This window comes from Micromonospora sp. MA102 (genome assembly GCF_025460765.1).
Classification (GTDB): Bacteria; Actinomycetota; Actinomycetes; order Mycobacteriales; family Micromonosporaceae; genus Micromonospora; species Micromonospora halotolerans.
Map to the genome: position 1 here is coordinate 616,107 of NZ_JAMWEG010000002.1, position 22,623 is coordinate 638,729.

Consider the following 22,623-nt stretch of genomic DNA (forward strand, 5'->3'; position numbering starts at 1 on the left):
CTACCCCCGCCGCTGGCCGGTGGGATAACGTCCCGCCCCAGACTGGGAACGTGGTTAGGTCCGTCACGTCCCCGCCAGCTGGTTGTCGGCGGCGGTGCGACTCGACCGCGGTGAACGAGAAGGGGTTCGTGCCTTGAGGCAGAAGCTCGTGCGGGTTATCGGCGGGGTGGCCCTCGCCGGCGCCCTGGTATTGGGCGCGTCCGGTTGCAGCAGCAGCGAGGACGGCGGTGGCTCTGGGTCTGACAGCAAGTGCGGCCTCAAGATCGCCTTCTTCGGTGCGCTGACCGGCGACGCGGCCAACCTCGGCATCAACATCAAGAACGGCGCGAAGCTCGCCGTTGAGCAGTACAACGAGAAGCACGCGGACTGCAAGGTCGAGCTTGTGGAGAAGGACTCCCAGGGCGACGAGAAGCAGGCCGCGGGTCTGGCTCGTGAGGTCGTGAAGGACAGCAAGGTCGTCGGTGTCATCGGCCCCGCCTTCTCCGGCGAGACCGAGGCCTCCGGCCCGATCTGGGAGGAGGCGAAGCTCCCGATCGTGTCGCCGTCGGCGACCCGGCCGAGCCTCAGCACCAAGGGCTGGACGACCTTCCACCGCGCGCTCGCCAACGACGACGCGCAGGGCCCGGCGGCCGCCAGCTACATCAAGGACGTGCTGAAGGCGCAGAAGGCCTACGTCATCGACGACCAGACGGCGTACGGCGCCGGCCTGGCCGACGTGGTGAAGCAGAACCTCGGCTCGGTGGTTGCCGGTTCCGACAAGGTCGAGCGCAACGTCACCAAGGACTTCAGCCAGATCATCACGAAGATCAGGGCCAGTGGCGCGACGGCCGTCTTCTACGGCGGCTACTACCAGGAGGCCGGTCTGCTCGCCAAGCAGATGAAGGGCCAGGGCGTGCAGGCCACGCTGGTCGCGGGTGACGGTGTGAACGACCCGGGCTACATCACGACCGCCGGCAAGGAGAACGCCGAGGGTTCCGTGCTGACCTGCCCGTGCTCCCCGGCCTCGGCGGCGAAGGGTTCCTTCGTCACCGACTACAAGACCAAGTGGGGCCAGGACGCCGGCACCTACAGCGACATCGCCTTCGACGTCGCGAACATCTTCATCAAGGGCATCGAGGGTGGCAACACCAGCAAGGCCAAGATGAACGAGTACCTCAAGAGCGTGAACTACGAGGGCATCGCCAACACCTACAAGTTCACCGACAAGGGCGAGCTCGACCCGTCCTTCCTGAAGGTGTGGGCCTTCACCGTCAAGGGCGGTGCGGTCACCCCCGACCAGGAGATCAAGAAGCAGTGATCTAGTGCCGGATCGTCAGGCACGACGGTTCCGCATCTGATGGAGACGCGGCCGGGAGCGTGCTCCCGGCCGCGTCCGCTATGCACATCCCTCTGGAGCACGATGTGAACTTCGATGCCCTGTTCTCCAACTTTGGGGAACTCACCACTCAGGGGCTCGCGCAGGGGGCGATCTACGCCCTCTTCGCCCTCGGCTACACCCTCGTCTACGGCGTGCTGCGGCTGATCAACTTCGCACATTCCGAGGTCTTCATGGTCGGCACCTTCGGTGCCGTGCTCGCCTGGCGGGCCCTCGGGCTGAACCAGGACTCGGCCACGCCGGCCTTCGGCATGGTGGTCGTCTACCTGCTGGTCGGGCTGCTGGCGGCCTGCGCGGTCTCCGGCACCACGGCCCTCGTGCTCGAACGGGTCGCGTACCGGCCGCTGCGCCGGCGCAACGCGCCGGTGCTGGCGTTCCTGATCACCGCGATCGGCGCCTCGGTGGTCCTCTCCGAGGCCGTCGGGGTGTGGACCGAGCGCCGGCCGCTCGGCATGCCGCCGCTGATCCGCCAGCACGACGTGATCTCGTTCGCCGACACCACCATCTCCAACCTGGAGATCGGCATCGTGCTCCTGGCGCTGGTGCTCATGCTGGCGTTGGACGTGTTCATCGGGAAGACGCGGCTGGGACGTGGTGTCCGGGCCATCGCGCAGGACCCGAACACGGCCGCGCTCATGGGCGTCAACAAGGACCGGGTGATCGCCCTGATCTTCGTGCTCGGCGGCGTCATGGCCGGCGCGGCGGCGATCCTCTACAACCTGAAGATCGGCAGCACCTACTACTTCGCCGGGTTCGACCTGGGCATCAAGGCGTTCGCCGCCGCGGTGCTCGGCGGCATCGGCAACCTGCGCGGTGCGCTGCTCGGCGGGCTGCTGCTCGGGACGCTGGAGGGCTGGGGTTCGGCGCTGTTCGGTACGGAGTGGACGCCGGTCGTGGCGTTCGTCGTACTCATCGTGATCCTGCTGTTCCGGCCGACCGGTCTGCTGGGCGAGTCGCTGGGGAGGGCCCGGGCATGACGAAGGTGTTGGACACCGTACGGGCGCGTCAGGACGCGCTCCGCGACCAGTGGCTCCGGCTGCCCCGGGTGGCGAAGTGGGTCGTCGGTCTCGCGGCGATCGTCTTCTTCTACGCCCTGCCGAACCTGCAGATTCCGGGCCTCAACACCACCGAGACGGACTGGGCGACGACCCTGTTCACCGTCTCCTACTACGTGCTGCTCGCGCTGGGCCTGAACATCGTCGTCGGCAAGGCGGGCCTGCTGGACCTCGGCTACGTCGGCTTCTTCGCCCTCGGCGCGTACACGGTCGGGCAGTTGACCTCGCCGGACAGCGACCTGGGCACCAACTGGGGCTGGCTGGCCGCCGTGCCGGTCGCGGTCGTCGTGGTGATGATCTCCGGCGTGCTGCTGGGGTGGCCGACGCTGCGGCTGCGCGGTGACTACCTGGCGATCGTCACGCTCGGGTTCGCCGAGATCATCCGGGTGGTGGCGCAGGCGTGGCCGTTCATGCGCGGCCAGCGGGGCCTGGGCTCGATCCCGCACCCGCCGGGGCAGAAGGCCGACGGCACGCCGCTGTTCGGCGTGATCGACGCCCGGCCGTACTACTGGCTGGGTCTGTCGCTGATCCTCATCGTCATCGTGGCGGCACGGAACCTGGACCGCAGCCGCGTCGGCCGCGCCTGGGTCGCCGTCCGCGAGGACGAGGAGGCGGCGGAGGCGATGGGCGTGCCCACGTTCCGCTTCAAGCTGTGGGCGTTCGCCATCGGCGCGGCCATCGGCGGGCTCTCCGGCACGCTCTTCGCCGGCACGCTGGGCTTCATCAACTCGCAGAACTTCGCGCTGTTCTTCTCGATCCTGGTGCTCGCCGGGGTGGTGCTCGGCGGGTCCGGCAACATCGCGGGCGTGATCGTGGGTGGCGCGCTGATCGCCTACCTGCCCGAGCGGCTGCGCGGTGTGCAGATCGCCGGTCAGGACGCGTTCGAGTACCGGTTCCTGTTCTTCGGCCTGATCCTGATGCTGGTGATGATCTTCCGGCCGCAGGGGCTGATCCCGAACCGGCGCCGTTCGCTGGAACTCAAGGACCGCGCCAAGGAGGTGACCGTCGGTGAGTGAGACGACCGGTACCCCCGGCTCCGGCACCGAGGAGCAGACCACGACCGTGCCGGCGCAGTCGACCGGCCCGGATCCGGCCACCAGGGTCGGCGGCGAGCCGCTGCTGGAGGTCCGTGACCTGGTCCTGCGGTTCGGCGGCGTCGTGGCGTTGAACCAGATCTCGTTCGACATCCGCAAGGGCGAGATCCTCGGGCTGATCGGCCCGAACGGCGCCGGCAAGACCACCTGCTTCAACGCGATCACCGGGGTCTACCGCCCCACGTCGGGGTCCATCCGATTCCAGGGTGAGTCCCTCGTCGGCAAGAAGAAGTTCGCGATCACCAAGGCGGGCATCGCCCGCACGTTCCAGAACGTGCGGCTCTTCCCGGAGATGACCGCGCTGGAGAACGTGCAGGTGGGCGCCGACGCGCACCACCGCACGAGTGTGGTCTCGGCGCTGTTCCGGCTGCCGCGGCACTGGCGGGAGGAGCGGGAGGGCCGCGAGCTGGCCCGCGAGCTGCTGGACTTCGTCGGCATCGGCCGGCGGGCCGGTGACCTGGCCCGCAACCTGTCGTACGGCGAGCAGCGCCGGCTGGAGATCGCGCGTGCGCTGGCCACGAAGCCGACCCTGCTCTGCCTGGACGAGCCGGCGGCCGGGTTCAACCCGGCCGAGAAGGAGGAGCTGCTCGGGCTGATCCAGCGGATCCGCGACACCGGCGTGACCGTCCTGCTCATCGAGCACGACATGCGCCTGGTCATGGGCGTCACCGACCGGATCGTGGTGCTGGAGTTCGGCAAGAAGATCGCCGATGGCCTGCCCGCCGAGGTGCGGGACGACCCGAAGGTGATCGCCGCTTACCTGGGGGTTCCCGAAGATGCTGCTTGAGTTGGACGACGTCAGCCTGCTCTACGGGCGCATCCAGGCGCTGCACGGGATCTCGCTGACGGTCGAGGAGGGCGAGGTCGTCGCCCTCATCGGCGCCAACGGCGCGGGCAAGTCGACCACGATGAGGGCGATCTCCGGGCTGCGCCCGGTGGCCGCCGGCCGGATCCGGTTCGCCGGGGAGGACATCACCAAGCTCCGCGCCGACCTGCGGGTGGTACGGGGCATCTCGCAGTCGCCGGAGGGCCGGGGCGTCTTCCCGGGCATGTCGGTGCTGGAGAACCTGGAGATGGGCGCGTACACCCGGCGCGACAAGGCGGGCATCGCCAGCGACCTGGAGCGGGTGTTCGAGCTGTTCCCGCGGCTGTTGGAGCGGCGCAAGCAGCCCGGCGGCACGCTCTCCGGCGGTGAGCAGCAGATGCTCGCGGTCGGGCGGGCGCTGATGAGCCGGCCGAAGCTGCTGCTGCTCGACGAACCCTCGATGGGTCTCGCGCCGATGTTGATCCAGCAGATCTTCAACATCGTCACCGAGATCAACGAGCAGGGCACCACGATCCTGCTGGTCGAGCAGAACGCCCAGCAGGCACTGTCCCGGGCGCACCGCGCGTACGTGTTGGAGACCGGCCGGATCGTCAAGACCGGCACGGGCGCCGACCTGCTGCACGACCCCTCGGTCAAGGACGCCTACCTGGGCGTGGCCTGACCCCCCTCGACAAGGAGCACAACCATGCACAACCTCAATGTCGGTCGGCGGGCGGCCTTCGGCGTCGCCGGCGCGGCCGTCCTGCTGCTGTCTCTCGCCGCCTGTGGTGAGAAGGAGTCGAACGAGCCCGGCGCCGGCCCGTCGGTGACGGCCTCCGCCGACTCGAACCTGGCCGCGAAGGTGCCGGACGCCATCAAGGCCGACGGCGTCATCAAGGTCGGCACCGACTCGACGTACGCGCCGGCGGAGTTCCTCGACGCCGACGGCAAGACCGTCATCGGGTTCGACGTCGAGCTGTTCAACGCCGTCGCGCAGAAGCTCGGCCTGAAGGCGCAGTACGAGTCGGCGCCGTTCGACGCGATCCTGCCCGGCGTCGACTCCGGCAAGTACGAGGTCGGCGTCTCGTCGTTCACCGTGAACGCCGAGCGGCTCAAGAGCGTCAACATGGTCAGCTACTTCTCCGCCGGCACCCAGTGGGCGACGAAGAAGGGCAACCCGGCCGGCGTCGACGTGGAGAACGCCTGCGGCAAGAAGATCGCCGTGCAGGTCGGCACCGTGCAGCTCGACGACATCACCGCGCGGTCGAAGAAGTGCACCGACGCCGGCAAGCCGGCCATCAAGATCGACCAGTACCAGGCGCAGAGCGACGCGACCGCCGCCGTGGTCAGCGGCAAGGACGACGCCATGCTCGCCGACTCCCCGGTCGGCGCGTACGCGGTCAAGCAGAGCAACGACGCGCTGCAGCTGCTCGGCGACATCTACGAGTCGGCCCCGTACGGCTACGCGGTGAAGAAGGACCAGCAGGCCTTCGCCGACGTGCTCAAGGAGGCCGTCCAGGCGGTCATCGCCGACGGCAGCTACAAGGCCGCCCTGCAGAAGTGGGGCGTCGACGGCGGTGCCGTCACCACCGCTGAAGTGAACCCGTCGGTCTGACCAATGTCGGTCGACACTGAGACACCCGAACGGGCACGGCCGGAACCCATCAAGGCCGTGCCCGTCCGGCACCCCGGGCGCTGGCTCGCGGTGGCCGTGATCGCCGTGCTGACGGCCATGTTCGTGCACATGCTGGTCACGAACAAGGCCTTCAACTGGGCGTTCATGGTCGACGAGATGTTCCGGCCGCCGATCGTCGACGGCCTGCGCGGCACCATCCTGCTGCTCGTCACGTCCATGCTGATCGGTGTCGGACTCGGCATCGTCATCGCGATCATGCGGTTGTCGGCGAACCCGATCCTGCGCGGCGTCTCCTGGGTGTACACCTGGTTCTTCCGGGCGGTGCCCCGGCTGGTGCTGGCGATCCTCTTCGGCAACCTGGGCATCCTCTGGGCCCGCATCGAGTTCGGGCTGCCCTTCGACCGGCAGATCGGTGCCCTGTTCGGGGTCGACAACTTCGAGGCCCGGCTGTTCGGCTTCTCGGCCGTGGAGATCCTCACCGGCTTCGTCGCCGGCATGCTGGCGCTCGGCCTGTCCGAGGCCGCGTACATGGCGGAGATCGTCCGGGCCGGAATCCAGTCGGTGGACGAGGGCCAGACCGAGGCCGCCCAGGCGCTGGGCCTGAGCCGCGGGCAGATCCTGCGCCGCATCGTGCTGCCGCAGGCCATGCGGGTGATCGTCCCGCCGACCGGCAACGAGACGATCGCGATGCTCAAGGACACCTCGCTGGTCGCCTTCGTACCGGTGTCGATGGAGCTGTTCTTCCAGCTCAAGGCGGTGGGCAACCGGACCTTCCAGGTCTTCCCGATGCTCGTGGCGGCCACCCTGTGGTACCTGGTGCTGACCAGCGTGCTGCTCGTCGGCCAGCACTACCTGGAGCGGCGCTTCGGCCGGGGCTTCGGGCGCACCGCCGACGCGAAGAGCGCGCTCCAGGGCTTCGGCGTCTGGGGCCGGAACACCGGAGGGACGGGGGGCGTATGACCGAGCTGACGGTGCCGGCCCAGGCCGGCACGCCCGCGACGGAGTCGGGGCCGATGGTCCGGGCCGAGCAGGTGCACAAGTCGTTCGGGCCGCTGGAGGTGCTCAAGGGCATCGACCTGGAGGTGCGCGCCGGAGAGGTGTGCTGCCTGCTCGGGCCGTCCGGCTCCGGCAAGTCCACCTTCCTGCGCTGCATCAACCACCTCGAGAAGATCAACGCCGGCCGGATCTGGGTGGACGGCGAGCTGATCGGCTACCGCGAGCACGGCGGCAAGCTGCACGAGCTGCGCGAGAAGGAGGTGGCCGCGCAGCGCCGGGCGATCGGCATGGTGTTCCAGCGGTTCAACCTGTTCCCGCACATGACCGTGCTGCAGAACATCGTCGAGGCGCCGGTGCTGCTGGGACGGGCCAGGAAGGCCGAGGCCCGGGACCGGGCCGCCCAGTTGCTGGAGCGGGTGGGCCTGGGCGACAAGCTCCAGGCGTACCCCGGTCAACTCTCCGGCGGGCAGCAGCAGCGGGTGGCGATCGCCCGGGCCCTGGCCATGCAGCCGAAGCTCATGCTGTTCGACGAGCCGACCAGCGCGCTCGACCCGGAACTCGTCGGCGAGGTGCTCGACGTGATGAAGGACCTGGCCCGCGACGGCATGACGATGATCGTGGTGACCCACGAGATCGGCTTCGCGCGGGAGGTCGGCGACTCGCTGGTCTTCATGGACGGTGGTGTCGTCGTCGAGCAGGGCGATCCGCGTGCGGTGATCGCGGATCCGAAGCACGAGCGGACCAAGGCGTTCCTGGCCAAGGTTCTCTGAGCCCGCCGCCGCTACGCCGGCCGGAGGAGGTCCACCGGCCGGCGTACGCGGGCGGTCGCGGCGACCCCACCGGACCGGCACCCACCCGGCGCGGGATCGTCAACCGGTCCGGGTGCGGAGGCCCCGCGCCAGGCTGGGGATCTCGAAGTCGACGCCGACGGCCCGGGCGAGCGCGGCGGCGAGGGTGGTGGCCACCATCGCGGCGAGCGTGGCGACGAGCCGGTGACGGCGAGCCCGCGGAGTCGGTGGGTGTGGCTGGTCCGGCCCGGTGCCGGCCGCGCGGCGACCCCGGTGTCATCCATGCTGCTCATGTCGTTCCGCCATGATCGGGTTCCACGCCGGGACTACTCCGTGCTGTCGGCTGGCAGGCGCTCCGGGAGCCCGAGCCGCGGGAACTGGTTGTTGTGGAAGATGGTGATCTCGGTGATCGCGCCGCCGGTGATGCGCAGGACGTCGATGGTCAGCGGCAGGTACGCGTGTTCCTGCTCGTGCCAGAGGTAGAAGGCGGCGGCGGGTTGCCGGTTGACGGACGTGCCGACGCAGCGCAGCCGTCCCAGGTCCTCGAAGCCGTCCCCGATCCAGTCGTTCAGCACCGCGTCGCGCCCGACGTGCAGGCCCGGCGTGGGTGGCATCGCGCAGCGGACGTCCTCGCGCAGCATGACGGCGAGAGCGTCGGTGTCCTTGGCGAGGCTGGCGTCGGTGAAGCGGCGCACCAGCTCGCGCGTGCCGGCGTCCTCCCCGCTGCCGGTCCAGTCCTGCCGCTCGGCGGGCAGGTGCTCCCGCATGCCGGCGCGGGCCCGCTGCAGCGCGCTGTTCACGGAGTTGACCGAGTCCCCGAGGAGTTCCGCGACGTGCTTCGCCGGCCAGCCCAGCACGTCGCGCAGGATCAGCACGGCCCGCGGGCGCGGCGCGAGGTGCTGGACCGCGACGAGGTACGCCAGCTCGATCGTCTCCCGCGCGACAGCGACCGCCTCCGGCTCGTCCGCGCCGCTTGCGGGCACCTCGTCGAGCAGCCGGTCCGGGTAGGGCTGCAACCACGGCACCTCCCCGCCGGTCGCCGGGTTCGGGCGGCGTCTGGCGAGCAGGTCCAGGCAGGCGTTGGTGGCGATCCGGTACAGCCAGGCCCGCAACGTCGACCGCCCCGCGAAGGTCTCCCGCCGCCGCCAGGCCCGCAGGAACGTCTCCTGCACCGCGTCCTCGGCGTCCTCGAACGACCCGAGCATCCGATAGCAGTGCACGTGCAACTCCCGCCGGTGCCGCTGCGCCAACCTTGAGAACACCGGCTCGTCGACCTCACCCAGACCGCCCACGCCCAACCCCTCCAGCCGCATGCCCGCACCCATCACGTCATCCCTCCGCCGCGTCGTGTCCCGTCCCAGGTATGACGGGTGCGGGCACCACAACTCATCACCATCAGCGGGGAAATGCTCAATATGTGCTCAGCGGGAAGTCGGCCGTGGCGCACCACGCTCCGCGCGGAGCGCAGTTCGTCGGGCCCACGGACTAGAGTCGCTGCCGTGACAGCTACGACGCCGCGCCTGCTCCTCGTTGACGGACACTCCCTGGCATACCGGGCATTCTTCGCCCTGCCGGTGGAGAACTTCTCCACCACCACGGGGCAGCCGACCAACGCCGTCTACGGCTTCACCTCGATGCTGATCAACGTGCTCCGCGACGAGCAGCCCAGCCACATCGTGGTCGCCTTCGACGTCTCCCGCCGCTCCTTCCGCACCGAGAAGTACGCGGAGTACAAGGCCGGCCGCAGCGAGACCCCGACCGACTTCAAGGGCCAGGTCAGCCTGGTCAAGGAGGTCCTCGCGGCGCTGCGCATCCCGGTGGTGGAGAAGGAGGGCTACGAGGCCGACGACGTCATCGCCACCCTCGCCTGCCAGGCCCGCGACCAGGGCATGGACGTGCTGATCACCACCGGCGACCGGGACGCCTTCCAGCTCGTCGGCGACCAGGTCACCGTGCTCTACCCGCGCAAGGGCGTCTCCGACCTGGCCCGGATGGACCCGGCCGCGGTCGAGGCGAAGTACGGCGTCGGCCCCGGCCGCTACCGCGACCTGGCCGCCCTGGTCGGCGAGACCAGCGACAACCTCCCCGGCGTCCCCGGCGTCGGCCCGAAGACCGCCGCCAAGTGGATCAACCTCTACGACGGGGTCGAGGGCGTGGTGGCCCGGGCCGACGAGATCAAGGGCAAGGCCGGCGACAGCCTCCGCGAGCGGCTCGCCGACGTGATCCGCAACTACGAGATCAACTGCCTGGTCACCGACCTGGAGCTGCCGGTGCGCCCGGAGGACGCCCGCTGGCAGGGCTGGGACCGGGAGGCCGTGCACCAGGTCTTCGACACCCTCCAGTTCCGGATCCTGCGCGACCGGCTCTACCAGTACCTGGAGGCCGTCGAGCCGGAGGCCGAGGCCGGCTTCGAGCTGGCCGGGCAGGTGCTCACCGAGCCCGGCGCGCTCGCCGGCTGGCTGGCCACGCACGCCCCGGCCGGTACCCCGGTCGGCCTGGCGGTCAAGCTCGACACGGGCCCGAACCGCCGGCACACCGCCGCGGTGACCGGCATGGCGCTGGCCACCGCCGACGGCGCGGGCGCCTGGTTCGACCCGGCCCTGCTGGCGGCCGACGACGAGGCGGCGCTGGCCGGCTGGCTCGCCGACGAGGCCCGCCCCAAGGTGCTGCACGACAGCAAGCCGGCCGTGCTGGCCTTCGCCGCGCACGGCTGGGACCTGCAGGGCATCTCCCGCGACACCCAGATCGCCGCCTACCTGGCCCGGCCCGACCAGCGCTCCTACGACCTCACCGACCTGGCGCTGCGCTACCTGCACCGGGAGCTGCGGGTCGACGCGCCGGAGAGCGGCCAGCTCACCCTCGACGGGCTCGGCGACGACGAGGCGGCCGAGCAGAACCTGATGCTCCAGGCCCGCGCCACCCTCGACCTGGCCGACGCGATCGACGCCGAGCTGTCCCGCGACGGCGAGCAGTCCGCCCGGCTGATGGCCGGCGTCGAGCTGCCGCTCATGCGGGTGCTGGCCACCATGGAGCGCACCGGCATCGCGGCCGACACCCACTACCTCTCGGAGCTGGAGGCGCACTTCGCCGCCGAGGTGAAGGCCGCCGCCCAGGGCGCCTACGCGGCGGTCGGGCGGGAGTTCAACCTGGGCTCGCCCAAGCAGCTCCAGGAGATCCTCTTCGGTGAGCTGGGCCTGCCCAAGACCAAGAAGATCAAGACCGGCTACACCACCGACGCCGACGCCCTCCAGTGGCTCTACGCGCAGAACCCGCACCCGGTGCTCGAGCACCTGCTGCGCCACCGCGACGTCGCCAAGCTCAAGATGACCGTCGACGGGCTGCTCAAGTCGGTCTCCGACGACGGCCGGATCCACACCACCTTCAACCAGACGGTGGCGGCCACCGGCCGGCTCTCCTCGACCGAGCCCAACCTGCAGAACATCCCGATCCGCACCGAGGAGGGGCGGCGGATCCGGCGCGCCTTCGTGGTCGGCGAGGGCTACGAGTGCCTGCTCACCGCCGACTACAGCCAGATCGAGATGCGGATCATGGCGCACCTGTCCTCCGACGACGCGCTGATCGAGGCGTTCAACTCGGGGCACGACTTCCACGCCGCCACCGCCTCCTCGGTCTTCACCGTCGAGGTCGACCAGGTCAGTGCCGACCAGCGCCGCAAGATCAAGGCCATGAACTACGGCCTGGCGTACGGGTTGAGCGCGTTCGGCCTGTCCCAGCAGCTCGGGATCACCGCCGAGGAGGCGCGCGGGCTGATGGAGAACTACTTCGGCGGATTCGGCGGGGTGCGCGACTACCTCCAGGAGGTGGTGGCGCGGGCCCGGCAGGACGGCTACACCTCCACCATCCTGGGCCGCCGCCGCTACCTGCCGGACCTGGTCAGCGACAACCGGCAGCGCCGGGAGATGGCCGAGCGGATGGCGCTCAACGCCCCCATCCAGGGCTCCGCGGCCGACATCATCAAGGTCGCCATGCTGCGCGTCGACACCGCGCTGCGCGACGCCGGCCTGCGCTCCCGGATGCTGCTCCAGGTGCACGACGAGCTGGTCTTCGAGGTCGCCCCGGGCGAGCGGGAGACCCTGGAGGCGCTGGTGCGCAGGGAGATGGGCGAGGCGTACCCGCTGTCCGTGCCGCTGGAGGTCTCCGTCGGCGAGGGCCGCGACTGGAACAGCGCCGACCACTGACCGTCGGTCCGTCGGCGGCACCGAGCGCCGCAGACCCCGGCATTCGGCAACCGGGCCAGTGTCGTGACCGCTCAGCCCAGAAGTGACTCTCCGGCGGCCGGGCCGCCGCCCTCCTGGACGAGCGCGGTCAGCTCGGCAACCTCCGTCTCACTGAGGCGGATGCTCGCGGCGGCGAGGTTCGCCCGTAGGTGGGCGAGGCTCGTCGTGCCCGGGATGGGCAGCATCGCCGGGGAGCGGTGCAGGAGCCAGGCCAGCGCGATCTGCTGGGGCGTCGCCCCGTAACTGGCGGCCAGCGGCGCGACGGCCGCGGCGACCTGGTCGGCGTTGTCCCCGCCGTCACGGAGACTCACCGGGTGCCAGGGTGAGAACACCGCCCCGGCCTTCTCCGCGGCGGCGAGGAGCGGGGCACCGACCCGGTTGCCGACGTTGTACTGGGCGGTCACCGCGGCGATGTCCGCGACCGACCGCGCCGCCTCGAACTGGTCCGGGGTCACGTTGGACAGCCCGATGTGCCGGATGTGTCCCTCGTCCTGCAGCTTCTTCAGCTCGCCGACCTGGTCCTCGAACGGGGCGTCGGTGGCGTACCCGCTGTGCAGGTAGTAGAGGTCGAACCGGTCCAGGCCGAGGCGCCGCAGGCTCATCATCGCCGACTGCCGCAGGTACTTCTGGTTGCCCACCCAGCCGAGGGTGGAGTAGTCGAACCCGCCGCGCACGAAGCCGCCCTTGCTGGCCACGACCAGCCCTTCCGGGTACGGGTGCAGCGCCTCGCGGATGAGCAGCTCGTTGTCGTGCGGCCCGTAGACGTCGGCGGTGTCGACGAAGGTGACGCCCTCCGCCACCACGGCGCGGAGCAGCGCCAGGGCGCCGTCGTGGTCGGGGTACGGGCCCCAGACCTGCTTCCCCGTGAGTTGCATGGCCCCGTAGCCGATCCGGCTGACCGGGAGGTCCCCGCCGATGGTCACGGTGGGCAGGGTGGATTGAACGGTCATGGTGATCTCCCGGAGCGCGGCAGGGGAAAACCCTCGGACGAGACCGGAGCCGTCAACGTCCCGGTCCGCGGCGTTCCTTCGGTGGGGCGCCGTGGCGTTCGAGGGCCTTGCGGGACGGGCCGCCGGGCGGCGGGAGCGGCCCCTTGACCGGGTCGTGGCCCCAGTTCATGAGCGAGTACCGCCACCGGGTCCGGCGCACGTCGCCGCTGGGTCGCTGGGCCATGTGGCGCCGGACGTACCCGACGACCTTGCGCATGTGCTTGTAGTCGGCGGCGGTGAGCTGGTCGCGCTTGCGGCGCAGCAGGTCGATGATCCGCCGGCCGGACTCGTGGCCCACCGATTCGCCGCCCCGGGTGCCCTTCCGCCAGCCGACGTGCTTGGACTCGTCGGTCTCCAGCCACTTCTGGAGTTCGCCCGGCTTCATGTTCACCGCGTCGGTGAACTCCCGGTAGGTCTGCTGCGGGTCGTCACCTCGGCTCACGGCGCAGCACCTCCGGTCGGTGGGCGACGTCGCGGCCCGAGTCGTCGTTGCGGATCCGGTACTGCGGCTCCTCCGGCGACGCGTTCACGGCGTGCCCGCGCACGTGCGTGCGGTCGGTGAGCTTCTCCCTGACGACCCCGTGCGCCCGGCCGCTGTGGCTGGCCCAGGAGACGTGGTCGCCCCGGCGGAACTCCTCCTTCTCGGCCATGGCGTCCGGTTACCCGGGGCCGGCGGGCGGAAACGGCGGCTCAGCCGGCGGTCGGCTTCTCCGCCACGAAGATGGCGGTGCCGGGAAAGAGCCGGCCGCGCAGCGGGCTCCACTGCCCCCAGATCCCCTCGTGTCCCGCCGGCCACTCCGGTTCCACGAGGTCCAGCATGCGGAAGCCGGCGCCGACCAGCTCCCGGATCCGGTCGCCGAGCGTGCGGTGCTGCTCGACGTAGGTGGCCACGCCGTGCTCGTCCTGCTCGACGTAGGGGGAGCGGTCGAAGTAGGAGTGCACGGCGGTCAGCCCGCCCTCGCCCGGGTCGTCCAGGAAGATCCAGCGCATCGGGTGGGTGACCGAGAAGACCCACCGGCCGCCCGGGCGCAGGACCCGCGCCACCTCACGCATCGCCGCCGCCGAGTCGTCCACGAACGGGATCGCGCCGAACGCCGTGCACACCGTGTCGAAGGCGGCGTCGGCGAACGGCAGGGCGAGGGCGTCGGCCTGCACGAGCGGCACGCGTACCCCGGTCCGGGCGGCGGCCCCGGCGGCGTGCCGCAACATGCCGGCGGACAGGTCCAGGGCGACCGGCCGGGCGCCCTGCGCGGCGAGCCAGCGGGCCGCGGCGGCCGCGCCGCAGCCGAGTTCCAGGATGCGCCGGCCGGTCACCTCGCCGAGCAGCCCGGCGTCGGCCTCGCGCAGCCCCTCCGGGCACCAGACGAAGTCCACCTCGCCGAGGAACGCGCCGTGCTCGGCCTGGTAGGCGTCGGCGTCGGCGTCCCACCAGCCCCGGTTGGCGCGGCGTACCTCGGCGGCGCCCACCCGGCGCCGGGCCACCCTGTCGTCGTCCACCCGCCCACGCTAGGCCCAGGGACGGGTTGGCCGGCGCGCGGGCCGCTCCGGGAGGCGGCGTGGCGGGTGGGACGGATGTGACGGACGAGACAGGAGTGGCACCTTACCGCGTGAAATCTCCGCTTTCGCAGCTGACGAGCTTGAGGAGACCTGGGAGGGCTTGCACGCTGTGGTAATGCAGCGGGTAGGCTAGACGATGCGCTCGCGGATCGTGTGCCTCGGCAGGGAGCAGGTGTGCGGTCACCGGAGCCACTAATGATCTTCTCATGGTGATCGTTCGGTGTGCCCGGCGACGGATCCGCTGGCGCGGACAGGTCACTGCGACGCCACGCCTGCTGTGACAACCCATCCGACCGGAGCAACCGCCCACATGACGAGCAGCATCGAGGCCCCCTCGAGCGCCAACAAGGTCACGCACGACGATCTCGGTTCCGAGGAGGCTTTCCTCGCCGCGATCGACGAGACCATCAAGTACTTCAACGACGGCGACATTGTCGAAGGCACCGTCGTCAAGGTCGATCGGGACGAGGTCCTGCTCGACATCGGCTACAAGACCGAGGGCGTCATCCCCTCTCGGGAGTTGTCGATCAAGCACGACGTGGACCCCGCCGAGGTCGTCTCGGTCGGTGACCACATCGAGGCCCTTGTCCTCCAGAAGGAGGACAAGGAGGGGCGTCTGATCCTCTCCAAGAAGCGGGCGCAGTACGAGCGGGCCTGGGGCACGATCGAGAAGATCAAGGACGAGGACGGCGTCGTCCGCGGCTCGGTCATCGAGGTTGTCAAGGGTGGCCTCATCCTCGACATCGGCCTGCGCGGCTTCCTGCCCGCCTCGCTCGTCGAGATGCGGCGGGTCCGCGACCTGCAGCCGTACGTCGGCCGCGAACTCGAAGCCAAGATCATCGAGCTGGACAAGAACCGCAACAACGTGGTCCTGTCCCGCCGGGCCTGGCTCGAGCAGACGCAGTCCGAGGTGCGCACCGAGTTCCTCAACAAGCTGCAGAAGGGCCAGGTCCGCAAGGGCGTCGTGTCCTCGATCGTCAACTTCGGCGCGTTCGTCGACCTGGGCGGCGTGGACGGCCTGGTGCACGTCTCCGAGCTCTCCTGGAAGCACATCGACCACCCGTCCGAGGTCGTCGAGGTGGGCCAGGAGGTCGAGGTCGAGGTCCTGGACGTCGACCTGGACCGCGAGCGGGTCTCGCTGTCGCTGAAGGCGACCCAGGAGGACCCGTGGCGGCAGTTCGCCCGCACCCACGCGATCCAGCAGATCGTGCCGGGTAAGGTCACCAAGCTCGTGCCGTTCGGCGCCTTCGTCCGGGTGGACGACGGCATCGAGGGCCTGGTCCACATCTCCGAGCTGGCCGAGCGCCACGTGGAGATCCCGGAGCAGGTCGTGCAGGTCGGCTCCGAGGTCATGGTCAAGGTCATCGACATCGACCTGGAGCGTCGCCGGATCTCGCTGTCGCTCAAGCAGGCCAACGAGGGCTTCGTCGAGGGCGAGGAGCACTTCGACCCGACCCTCTACGGCATGGCCGCGACCTACGACGAGCAGGGCAACTACATCTACCCGGAGGGCTTCGACCCGGAGACGGGCGAGTGGCTCGAGGGCTACGACAAGCAGCGCGAGGCGTGGGAGCAGCAGTACGCCGAGGCGCGCCAGCGCTGGGAGGCCCACACCAAGCAGGTGCAGACCTCCCGTGCCGCCGACGCCGAGGCCGCTGCCAACCCGGCCCCGGCCGTGACCGGCACGACCTCGACCTCGACCGCGGCCCCGAGCCGTCAGGCCGAGGAGCCGGCCGGCACGCTGGCCACCGACGAGGCGCTCGCCGCGCTGCGGGAGAAGCTCGCCGGCGGCAAGTGACCCGGTGACGACACCGCCTCGGCACGTCCGAGGCCGGCGCAGTCGCTGACGGGCCCCGTCCCCGCGATCCGGTACCACCGGGTCGCCGGGGGCGGGGCCCTCGCCATGTCCGGGGCCGGTTGGCACCGGAAACGGCGATCGGGTTGACTGTTCCGGTGCTGAGGGTGGGGTTGACCGGCGGGATCGGGTCCGGCAAGAGCGCGGTGTCCAGCCGGCTGGCCGCGCTCGGCGCGGTGATCGTCGACGCGGATCGGATCGCCCGCGAGGTGGTCGCCCCGGGCAGCGAGGGCCTCGCCGAGATCGTGGCGACCTTCTCCGACCGGGTCCTCGACGCCGACGGGGCGCTGGACCGGGCCGCCCTGGGCGCCCTGGTCTTCGGTGACGAGGACGCCCGCCGCCGGCTGGAGGCGATCACCCATCCCCGGGTCCGCGCCCGCACCGCCGCGCTGGTCGCCGCGGCGCCCCCCGACGCCGTCGTGGTCAACGACGTGCCGCTGCTGGTCGAGGTGGGGCTCGCGCCGACGTACCACCTGGTGCTCGTCGTGGGGGCGGCGGTGACCACCCGGCTGGAGCGGCTGGCCCGCGACCGCGGCATGGACCGCGCGGAGGCCGAGCGGCGGATCGCCGCGCAGGCCGACGACGCACGCCGCCGGGCGGCGGCCGACGTGCTGCTCGGCAACGACGGCACGCTGGCCGACCTGCACGCCGCCGTGGACGCCCTCTGGCGCGAGCGGCTGCTGCCCTACGAGCGCAACGTGCGGGAACGCCGCGCCGTCCGGCCCGAGCAGGTGGTGCTCGCCGAGCCCGACCCGACCTGGCCCCAGCAGTACGCCCGGCTGGCCGCCCGCATCCGGCACGCCGCCGGCGCCGAGCTGCGGATCGACCACATCGGCTCCACCGCCGTGCCCGGGCTGGCCGCCAAGGACGTCATCGACATCCAGCTCACCGTGCCGTCGCTCGCCGAGGCGGACGGACCGCTCGCCGAGCGGCTCGCCGACGCCGGCTTTCCCCAGTTGCCCGGCGACTGGTGGGACAACCCCCGCCCGCCCGGCAGCCGCCGGTGGGAGAAGCGGCTGCACGGCAGCGCCGACCCGGGTCGCCCGGTGCACCTGCACCTGCGGGTGGCCGACTCGCCCGGCTGGCGGTACGCGCTGCTGACGCGCGACCACCTGCGCGCCGACCCGGGGCAGCGATCCGCGTACCTGCAGCTCAAGCGGGAGCTGGCCGCCTCGGCGCCGGACAGCGCCACCTACGGCACGCTGAAGGACCCCTGGTTCGACGAGGAGCACCTGCGGGCCGAGGAGTGGGCCGCGCAGACCGGCTGGCGGCCCTGAGCCGGCTCAGCGGCGTTTCGCCGGCGGGCTGACCGCCCGCTCGGCGCCGGGCAGCGCCGGCACCCGCCCGGGCGCGAGGTCCAGCCAGACCCAGACGCCCCGGCCGGTCCGCAGCTCCAGGCGGCGCGGCAGCCCTCCCCGATCGATCCACCAGCGCAGCCCGGGGCGTACCTCGATGACGTCCACCGTCCGGGCCGCCACCCGGTCGTCGCGGATCCGGACCGCCGCGGCGGCCGGGCCGCCGCCCCGCAGCGCGGTGTCGAGCAGCCGCTCCACGTCGTCGCCGGGCGGGCGCCCGCCCACCCGGACCAGCCCGGCCGGGGCCGGCAGCGGCGGTGCCGCCGGGCCGCCCGCCGGCATCACGAGCCGGGCCACGCTTCCCGGCCGCGCCCGCAGCAGCGTGCGGCGTCCCGGGTCGTCGCCGCCCACCACCGAGAGGTACGCGGCGGAGCCCGCCCAGCTCACCCACCCGGAGCCGCGCAGGTCGCCGGACGGGGCGGCCAGGGTCAGGCCGGCCCCGCCGGCCGTTCGCAGCCGGGCGGGCAGCCGGGCCAACCGGTCGGCCTCGGCGTCGGTGAGGGCCCGCGGCAGCCCGGGACGCCCGCCGAGCGCGTCCACCGGGCGCAGGGTGGGACGGTCGGCGCGGGCCAGCTCGACGGTCACCGGGGTACCGTCCGGCAGCCGGCCCTCCAGCCGGTGCAGCCGGGCGTCCCGGTCGACCCAGAGGCGGGGCAGCCGGTCCGGTGGCGGGGTGCTCCGGTCGGCCGGCCGGAGTGCGGCGAGGGGGGCCTGGATGACGTCCACCGGGACCCCGTCGAGGGTCTCCCCGCGCATCCGGCGGGCCTCGGGTTCGGCCGGGTCGACCCGGGCCGCGGCGAGCCCGAGCAGCAGGTCCCGCACCGCCGGCAGGCCCCGCCCGTCGGGCAACTCCCGCAGCCGCCACCGGTCGCCCGGGGGCACCAGCGGGGGCGACGCCGGGGTGGGCGCCGCGGTGGGATCGGGCCGCACCAGCAGCGTCGACGTGGTCGCCTGGACGAGGCCCCGTTCGGCGCCCGCGCCCGGGCCGCTGACGTCCAGGTAGACCAGCGGGCGGGCCCAGTCGACCCAGCCGACCAGCTCGGTACGGCCACCGCCGGCGCCCACGCTGACCCGGACGCCGGCGCGGACGTCCCGCTGGTTGGTGACCCGCACGGCGGCCAGCCGGTCGGCCTCGGCGGCGGTGAGCGGGCGGGCTGCCTCGGTGGGCTCGGCCGGCTCGGGCGCCCAGCTCAGCAGCCCGGCGACCAGGGCGGCCGCCGAGGCCGTGGCGGTGGCCGCGAGCGCGATCAGGACGGCGCGGCGGCGGCGGGGCTGCTCGGCGGGGTCGCCGGTGCCGTCCACCTCGGGGTCGGCGGAGGGCTCGACGGAGTCGGGCAGCCGTGGGGTGATCCCCGGAGCGGCGCGTGGACCGCCGCCGGGGGAGCCGGCGGGTCGGCTGCTGGTGGTGCCGGCGCGGCGGTGGCCGCGGCCGGGCTCGCGGGGGACGGCCGCCGCGCCGGGCTCTGCCGCGGGGATCTCGGTGGCCCCGGCGGGCCCTGCGGCGGGCATCTCGGTGGCCCCGGCGGGCGGGGTGGGTGGGGTGTCGCCGGCGGGGAGGGGGCCGGTGCCGCGGGTGCGAGCGCCTCGCGGCCGGCGTTCGGGAGAGGTCTCCACGAGTGCACAACGCGGCTGCCGGGTTCCGGTGACGAGCAGGGGCGCTCGCGGCGGCCGGTCAGCGCGTCGAGCGCGACCACCTCGGGTGCGCACGCCGGTTTCTCGGGTGCTGCGACCCCCGGTGCCGGGGACGGCCGGGCCCCGGAGGGGCGGCCACCTTGCCCGGTCGGCCGCCGCGAGCGGCCTACGGTACGAGGGTAGTCCGGTGAGATGAGCCACACAATGGGAATATCGAAGCCGATGAGGGGCGGTGCGCGCTCGGCCCGGAAGTGTCGGACGTCCGGCGTACCGTTGAGGTCATGGCGCTCGACATTCCCCGGCTCGACGGCCGCTTCCAGGTCGTCAGCGAGTTCCAGCCGGCCGGCGACCAGCCGGCAGCCATCGACGATCTTGAGCGTCGGGTGCGACGCGGCGACCGCAACACGGTGCTGCTCGGCGCGACCGGCACCGGCAAGAGCGCCACCACGGCGTGGCTGGTCGAGCGGCTGCAGCGGCCGACCCTGGTGCTCGCGCCCAACAAGACCCTCGCCGCGCAGCTCGCCAAGGAGTTCAGCGAGCTGCTGCCGCAGAACGCGGTCGAATACTTCGTCTCCTACTACGACTACTACCAGCCCGAGGCCTACATCCCGCAGACCGACACCTACATCGAGAAGGACTCCTCGATCAACGAGGAGGTCGAGCGGCTGCGGCACTCGGCGACCATGTCGCTGCTCACCCGCCGCGACGTGATCGTGGTGGCCACGGTGTCGGCGATCTACGGCCTGGGCACCCCGGAGGAATACCTCGACCGGGCCGTGCGGGTCGCCGTCGGGCAGGAGCTCGACCGTGACCAGTTGCTGCGCCGGCTGGTCGACATCCAGTACACCCGCAACGACATGGCCTTCCAGCGCGGCACCTTCCGGGTCCGGGGCGACACGCTGGAGATCATCCCGGCCTACGAGGAGCTGGCCGTCCGGATCGAGCTGTTCGGCGACGAGGTGGAGAAGCTCTACTACCTCAACCCGCTCACCGGTGACGTCGTCAAGGAGGTCGACGGGCTTGTCATCTTCCCGGCGACCCACTACGCGGCGGGCCCGGAGCGGATGGAGCGGGCGATCCGCGACATCGAGGTCGAGCTGGCCGAGCGGCTGGCCGAGCTGGAGCGGCAGGGCAAGCTGCTGGAGGCGCAGCGGCTGCGGATGCGCACCACCTACGACATCGAGATGATGCGCCAGGTCGGGTTCTGCTCCGGCATCGAGAACTACTCGATGCACATGGACGGGCGGCTGCCCGGCAGCCCGCCGCACTGCCTGCTCGACTATTTCCCGGACGACTTCCTGACCGTGGTCGACGAGTCGCACGTGACCATCCCGCAGATCGGCGGCATGTACGAGGGCGACGCCTCCCGCAAGCGGATGCTGATCGACCACGGCTTCCGGCTGCCCAGCGCGGCCGACAACCGTCCGCTGCGCTTCGACGAGTTCCTGGAGCGGGTCGGCCAGATGGTCTTCCTCTCCGCCACCCCCGGCCCCTGGGAGCTGGAGCAGGCCCAGGGCGAGTTCGTCGAGCAGGTGATCCGCCCCACCGGTCTGATCGACCCCGAGGTCGTCGTGAAGCCCACCAAGGGCCAGATCGACGACCTGATGCACGAGATCAAGCTGCGGACCGAGCGCGACGAGCGGGTCCTGGTCACCACGCTGACCAAGAAGATGGCCGAGGACCTCTCCGACTACCTGCTGGAGAACGGCATCCGGGTGCGCTACCTGCACTCGGAGGTCGACACGCTGCGCCGGGTGGAGCTGCTGCGCGAGCTGCGCAAGGGCGACTACGACGTGCTGGTGGGCATCAACCTGCTCCGTGAGGGCCTCGACCTGCCCGAGGTCTCCCTGGTGGCGATCCTCGACGCCGACAAGGAGGGCTTCCTGCGCAGCGGCCGGTCGCTGATCCAGACCATCGGCCGCGCGGCGCGTAACGTCTCGGGCCAGGTCCACATGTACGCCGACAAGATCACCCCGTCGATGGCCCAGGCGATCGAGGAGACGAACCGGCGCCGGGCCAAGCAGATCGCGCACAACGAGGCCAACGGGATCAGCCCCGAGCCGCTGCGGAAGAAGATCCACGACATCCTCGACGACATCTACCGCGAGGCCGAGGACACCGAGAACAGCCGGGTCGGCGGGGCCGTCCGGCAGCTGTCGCGGGGCAAGGCACCGGTCAAGGAGACCCGCAGCCGCAGCCGCGGCGGCGCGGCGACCCCGTCCCGGGAGGGGATGGCCCGGGCCGACCTGGCCGACCTCATCCAGCAGCTCAACGACCAGATGCTCGCCGCCGCGCGGGAGCTGCAGTTCGAGCTGGCCGCCCGGATCCGCGACGAGGTCGCCGACCTGAAGAAGGAACTCCGCGGGATGGACGCCGCCGGGGTGAAGTGACGGCCCGGGGTCGGGGGAGGCCGGCGTGCTCACCGAGGCCGTGATCGGGCTCCCCGATCCCCGGCTCCGGCCCTACGTGGACCGCTACCTCGGCTACCGCGAGCGCACGGCCGGTCCGCTGGTGCGCCGGGAGGCGGCCGGCGCCTTCGTGGTGCTGATCCTCGGGTGGGGCGCCCCGCTGGACGTCACCGACCCGCGCGCCGCCGACCGGGGCGCACGGGGGACGAGCGCCTTCCTGGCCGGGCCGTTCGACGGCTGGTGCGCGACGCGTACGGCCGGTGAGGGCATGGGCGTGCAGGTGCTGCTGACCGCCCCGGCCGCCCGCCGGCTGCTCGGGTTGCCGCTGGGCGAGCTGGCCAACCGCGCGCTTCCGGTCGACCGGCTGGGCGGGTGGCTGGTCCGGCTCCGCGACGAGCTGGCCGATCTGCCCGACTGGGCGGGCCGGTTCGCCCGGCTCGACGCCGCGTTCGCCGCCCGGCTGGCGGTGACCGGGCCGGTCGATCCGCGGCTGGTGGGTGCCTGGCGGCTCCTCGCCGGCAGCGGCGGCGCCCTGGGCGTCGGCGCGCTGGCCGACGAGGTCGGGTGGAGCCGCCGTCACCTGGCGGTCCGGTTCCGGCGGGAGTTCGGGCTCCCGCCGAAGACCGTCGCCCGGCTGCTGCGCTTCCAGCGGGCGTACGCGATGGTGGGCGCCACGCCGGTCGGTGGCGGGGTGCCCGGGCCGGGGTGGGCGGAGCTGGCCGTGCGGTTCGGCTACTACGACCAGTCGCACCTGATCCGGGAGTTCCGCGAGTTCGCCGGGGCCACGCCCGCGGCGCTGGCCGGATCACATTCGTCCAATCCGGCCTGACGGCCCCGGCG

20 protein-coding genes are annotated in these 22,623 nt (G+C 71.9%); 13 read left to right on the forward strand and 7 right to left on the reverse strand.

The annotated features are described in order from the left end of the window. The first annotated feature begins 133 nt into the window (after nt 1–133). The 8 genes from NFX44_RS06270 to NFX44_RS06305 all read left to right on the forward strand — a co-directional run bounded on the left by NFX44_RS06270 (nt 134) and on the right by NFX44_RS06305 (nt 7,731). A complete protein-coding gene (locus NFX44_RS06270; RefSeq protein ID WP_262282523.1) occupies nt 134–1,297 on the forward strand; it encodes a branched-chain amino acid ABC transporter substrate-binding protein in 1,164 nt (387 codons plus the stop codon). A 104-nt stretch (nt 1,298–1,401) separates the two neighbouring features. After that, a complete protein-coding gene (locus NFX44_RS06275) occupies nt 1,402–2,352 on the forward strand; it encodes a branched-chain amino acid ABC transporter permease (RefSeq protein ID WP_262282524.1) in 951 nt (316 codons plus the stop codon). Further along, nucleotides 2,349–3,446: a branched-chain amino acid ABC transporter permease gene (locus NFX44_RS06280; RefSeq protein ID WP_262282525.1), complete on the forward strand. Its 1,098-nt coding sequence runs from the start codon at nt 2,349–2,351 to the stop codon at nt 3,444–3,446. Before NFX44_RS06275 ends, NFX44_RS06280 begins: the two co-directional genes overlap by 4 nt. Nucleotides 3,447–3,492: 46 nt before the next feature. After that, nucleotides 3,493–4,311, forward strand: a complete 819-nt coding sequence (locus NFX44_RS06285) for an ABC transporter ATP-binding protein (protein WP_262282600.1) — start codon at nt 3,493–3,495, stop codon at nt 4,309–4,311. Beyond that, entirely contained in the window at nt 4,301–5,011 is a 711-nt protein-coding gene (locus NFX44_RS06290; protein ID WP_262282526.1) for an ABC transporter ATP-binding protein, read from the forward strand. Before NFX44_RS06285 ends, NFX44_RS06290 begins: the two co-directional genes overlap by 11 nt. A 24-nt stretch (nt 5,012–5,035) precedes the next feature. Further along, a complete protein-coding gene (locus NFX44_RS06295; RefSeq protein WP_262282527.1) occupies nt 5,036–5,944 on the forward strand; it encodes an ABC transporter substrate-binding protein in 909 nt (302 codons plus the stop codon). A 3-nt stretch (nt 5,945–5,947) separates the two neighbouring features. Then, on the forward strand, nt 5,948–6,925 hold the full coding sequence (locus NFX44_RS06300) for an amino acid ABC transporter permease (RefSeq protein WP_262282528.1): 978 nt from the start codon (nt 5,948–5,950) through the stop codon (nt 6,923–6,925). After that, nucleotides 6,922–7,731: an amino acid ABC transporter ATP-binding protein gene (locus NFX44_RS06305; protein WP_315974573.1), complete on the forward strand. Its 810-nt coding sequence runs from the start codon at nt 6,922–6,924 to the stop codon at nt 7,729–7,731. The genes NFX44_RS06300 and NFX44_RS06305 overlap by 4 nt, the downstream gene beginning before the upstream one ends. A gap of 99 nt (nt 7,732–7,830) precedes the next feature. On the opposite strand, the gene NFX44_RS06310 is transcribed toward NFX44_RS06305, so the two are convergent. Together NFX44_RS06310 and NFX44_RS06315 are read right to left on the reverse strand one after the other, a co-directional pair. Further along, the gene (locus tag NFX44_RS06310; RefSeq protein WP_262282529.1) at nt 7,831–7,929 is read right to left on the reverse strand and encodes a hypothetical protein; all 99 of its coding nucleotides are present in this window, start codon (nt 7,927–7,929) and stop codon (nt 7,831–7,833) included. A gap of 146 nt (nt 7,930–8,075) precedes the next feature. Next, the gene (locus NFX44_RS06315; RefSeq protein ID WP_262282530.1) at nt 8,076–9,074 is read right to left on the reverse strand and encodes an RNA polymerase subunit sigma-70; all 999 of its coding nucleotides are present in this window, start codon (nt 9,072–9,074) and stop codon (nt 8,076–8,078) included. A 174-nt stretch (nt 9,075–9,248) separates the two neighbouring features. Between NFX44_RS06315 and polA the strand changes: the two genes are divergently transcribed. Further along, nucleotides 9,249–11,948, forward strand: coding sequence for a DNA polymerase I (polA, locus tag NFX44_RS06320; protein WP_262282531.1), 2,700 nt, complete (start codon nt 9,249–9,251; stop codon nt 11,946–11,948). Nucleotides 11,949–12,019: 71 nt separating this feature from the next. Here polA and NFX44_RS06325 read toward each other — a convergent pair whose 3' ends face one another. Genes NFX44_RS06325 through NFX44_RS06340 form a run of 4 tightly spaced genes read right to left on the reverse strand, consistent with a single transcriptional unit; the run spans nt 12,020 to nt 14,473 of the window. After that, nucleotides 12,020–12,937: an aldo/keto reductase gene (locus tag NFX44_RS06325; RefSeq protein WP_262282532.1), complete on the reverse strand. Its 918-nt coding sequence runs from the start codon at nt 12,935–12,937 to the stop codon at nt 12,020–12,022. 52 nt (nt 12,938–12,989) lie between these two features. Then, the gene (locus tag NFX44_RS06330) at nt 12,990–13,418 is read right to left on the reverse strand and encodes a DUF3140 domain-containing protein (protein ID WP_091267806.1); all 429 of its coding nucleotides are present in this window, start codon (nt 13,416–13,418) and stop codon (nt 12,990–12,992) included. Beyond that, nucleotides 13,405–13,626, reverse strand: a complete 222-nt coding sequence (locus tag NFX44_RS06335) for a DUF2945 domain-containing protein (RefSeq protein ID WP_262282533.1) — start codon at nt 13,624–13,626, stop codon at nt 13,405–13,407. The genes NFX44_RS06330 and NFX44_RS06335 overlap by 14 nt, the downstream gene beginning before the upstream one ends. Nucleotides 13,627–13,666: 40 nt before the next feature. Continuing rightward, a complete protein-coding gene (locus tag NFX44_RS06340; protein WP_262282534.1) occupies nt 13,667–14,473 on the reverse strand; it encodes a class I SAM-dependent methyltransferase in 807 nt (268 codons plus the stop codon). Nucleotides 14,474–14,843: 370 nt separating this feature from the next. Between NFX44_RS06340 and rpsA the strand changes: the two genes are divergently transcribed. Next, nucleotides 14,844–16,331, forward strand: a complete 1,488-nt coding sequence (gene rpsA / locus NFX44_RS06345; protein WP_262282535.1) for a 30S ribosomal protein S1 — start codon at nt 14,844–14,846, stop codon at nt 16,329–16,331. Nucleotides 16,332–16,486: 155 nt separating this feature from the next. Further along, nucleotides 16,487–17,665: a dephospho-CoA kinase gene (gene coaE / locus NFX44_RS06350; RefSeq protein WP_262282536.1), complete on the forward strand. Its 1,179-nt coding sequence runs from the start codon at nt 16,487–16,489 to the stop codon at nt 17,663–17,665. A gap of 6 nt (nt 17,666–17,671) precedes the next feature. Here the strand turns inward: coaE and NFX44_RS06355 are convergent, their stop codons facing one another. Continuing rightward, nucleotides 17,672–19,252 carry a hypothetical protein gene (locus tag NFX44_RS06355; RefSeq protein WP_262282537.1) on the reverse strand — a complete coding sequence of 527 codons (1,581 nt, stop codon included), beginning with the start codon at nt 19,250–19,252 and terminating at the stop codon, nt 17,672–17,674. Between the two features lie 404 nt (nt 19,253–19,656). Between NFX44_RS06355 and uvrB the strand changes: the two genes are divergently transcribed. Together uvrB and NFX44_RS06365 are read left to right on the forward strand one after the other, a co-directional pair. After that, on the forward strand, nt 19,657–21,765 hold the full coding sequence (gene uvrB / locus NFX44_RS06360; RefSeq protein WP_262282538.1) for an excinuclease ABC subunit UvrB: 2,109 nt from the start codon (nt 19,657–19,659) through the stop codon (nt 21,763–21,765). Between the two features lie 25 nt (nt 21,766–21,790). Continuing rightward, nucleotides 21,791–22,612, forward strand: coding sequence for an AraC family transcriptional regulator (locus NFX44_RS06365; protein ID WP_262282539.1), 822 nt, complete (start codon nt 21,791–21,793; stop codon nt 22,610–22,612). Nucleotides 22,613–22,623 lie beyond the last annotated feature (11 nt).

Coding starts and splice junctions, on each gene's coding strand:
- NFX44_RS06280 (WP_262282525.1), top strand. CDS start 2,349: ATGACGAAGGTGTTGGACACCGTACGGGCGCGTCAGGACGCGCTCCGC.
- uvrB (WP_262282538.1), top strand. CDS start 19,657: ATGGCGCTCGACATTCCCCGGCTCGACGGCCGCTTCCAGGTCGTCAGC.
- rpsA (WP_262282535.1), top strand. CDS start 14,844: ATGACGAGCAGCATCGAGGCCCCCTCGAGCGCCAACAAGGTCACGCAC.
- NFX44_RS06295 (WP_262282527.1), top strand. CDS start 5,036: ATGCACAACCTCAATGTCGGTCGGCGGGCGGCCTTCGGCGTCGCCGGC.
- NFX44_RS06305 (WP_315974573.1), top strand. CDS start 6,922: ATGACCGAGCTGACGGTGCCGGCCCAGGCCGGCACGCCCGCGACGGAG.
- NFX44_RS06310 (WP_262282529.1), bottom strand. CDS start 7,929: ATGGTGGCCACCACCCTCGCCGCCGCGCTCGCCCGGGCCGTCGGCGTC.
- NFX44_RS06290 (WP_262282526.1), top strand. CDS start 4,301: ATGCTGCTTGAGTTGGACGACGTCAGCCTGCTCTACGGGCGCATCCAG.
- NFX44_RS06355 (WP_262282537.1), bottom strand. CDS start 19,252: ATGCCCGCCGCAGGGCCCGCCGGGGCCACCGAGATCCCCGCGGCAGAG.
- NFX44_RS06325 (WP_262282532.1), bottom strand. CDS start 12,937: ATGACCGTTCAATCCACCCTGCCCACCGTGACCATCGGCGGGGACCTC.
- NFX44_RS06335 (WP_262282533.1), bottom strand. CDS start 13,626: ATGGCCGAGAAGGAGGAGTTCCGCCGGGGCGACCACGTCTCCTGGGCC.
- NFX44_RS06315 (WP_262282530.1), bottom strand. CDS start 9,074: ATGGGTGCGGGCATGCGGCTGGAGGGGTTGGGCGTGGGCGGTCTGGGT.
- NFX44_RS06300 (WP_262282528.1), top strand. CDS start 5,948: ATGTCGGTCGACACTGAGACACCCGAACGGGCACGGCCGGAACCCATC.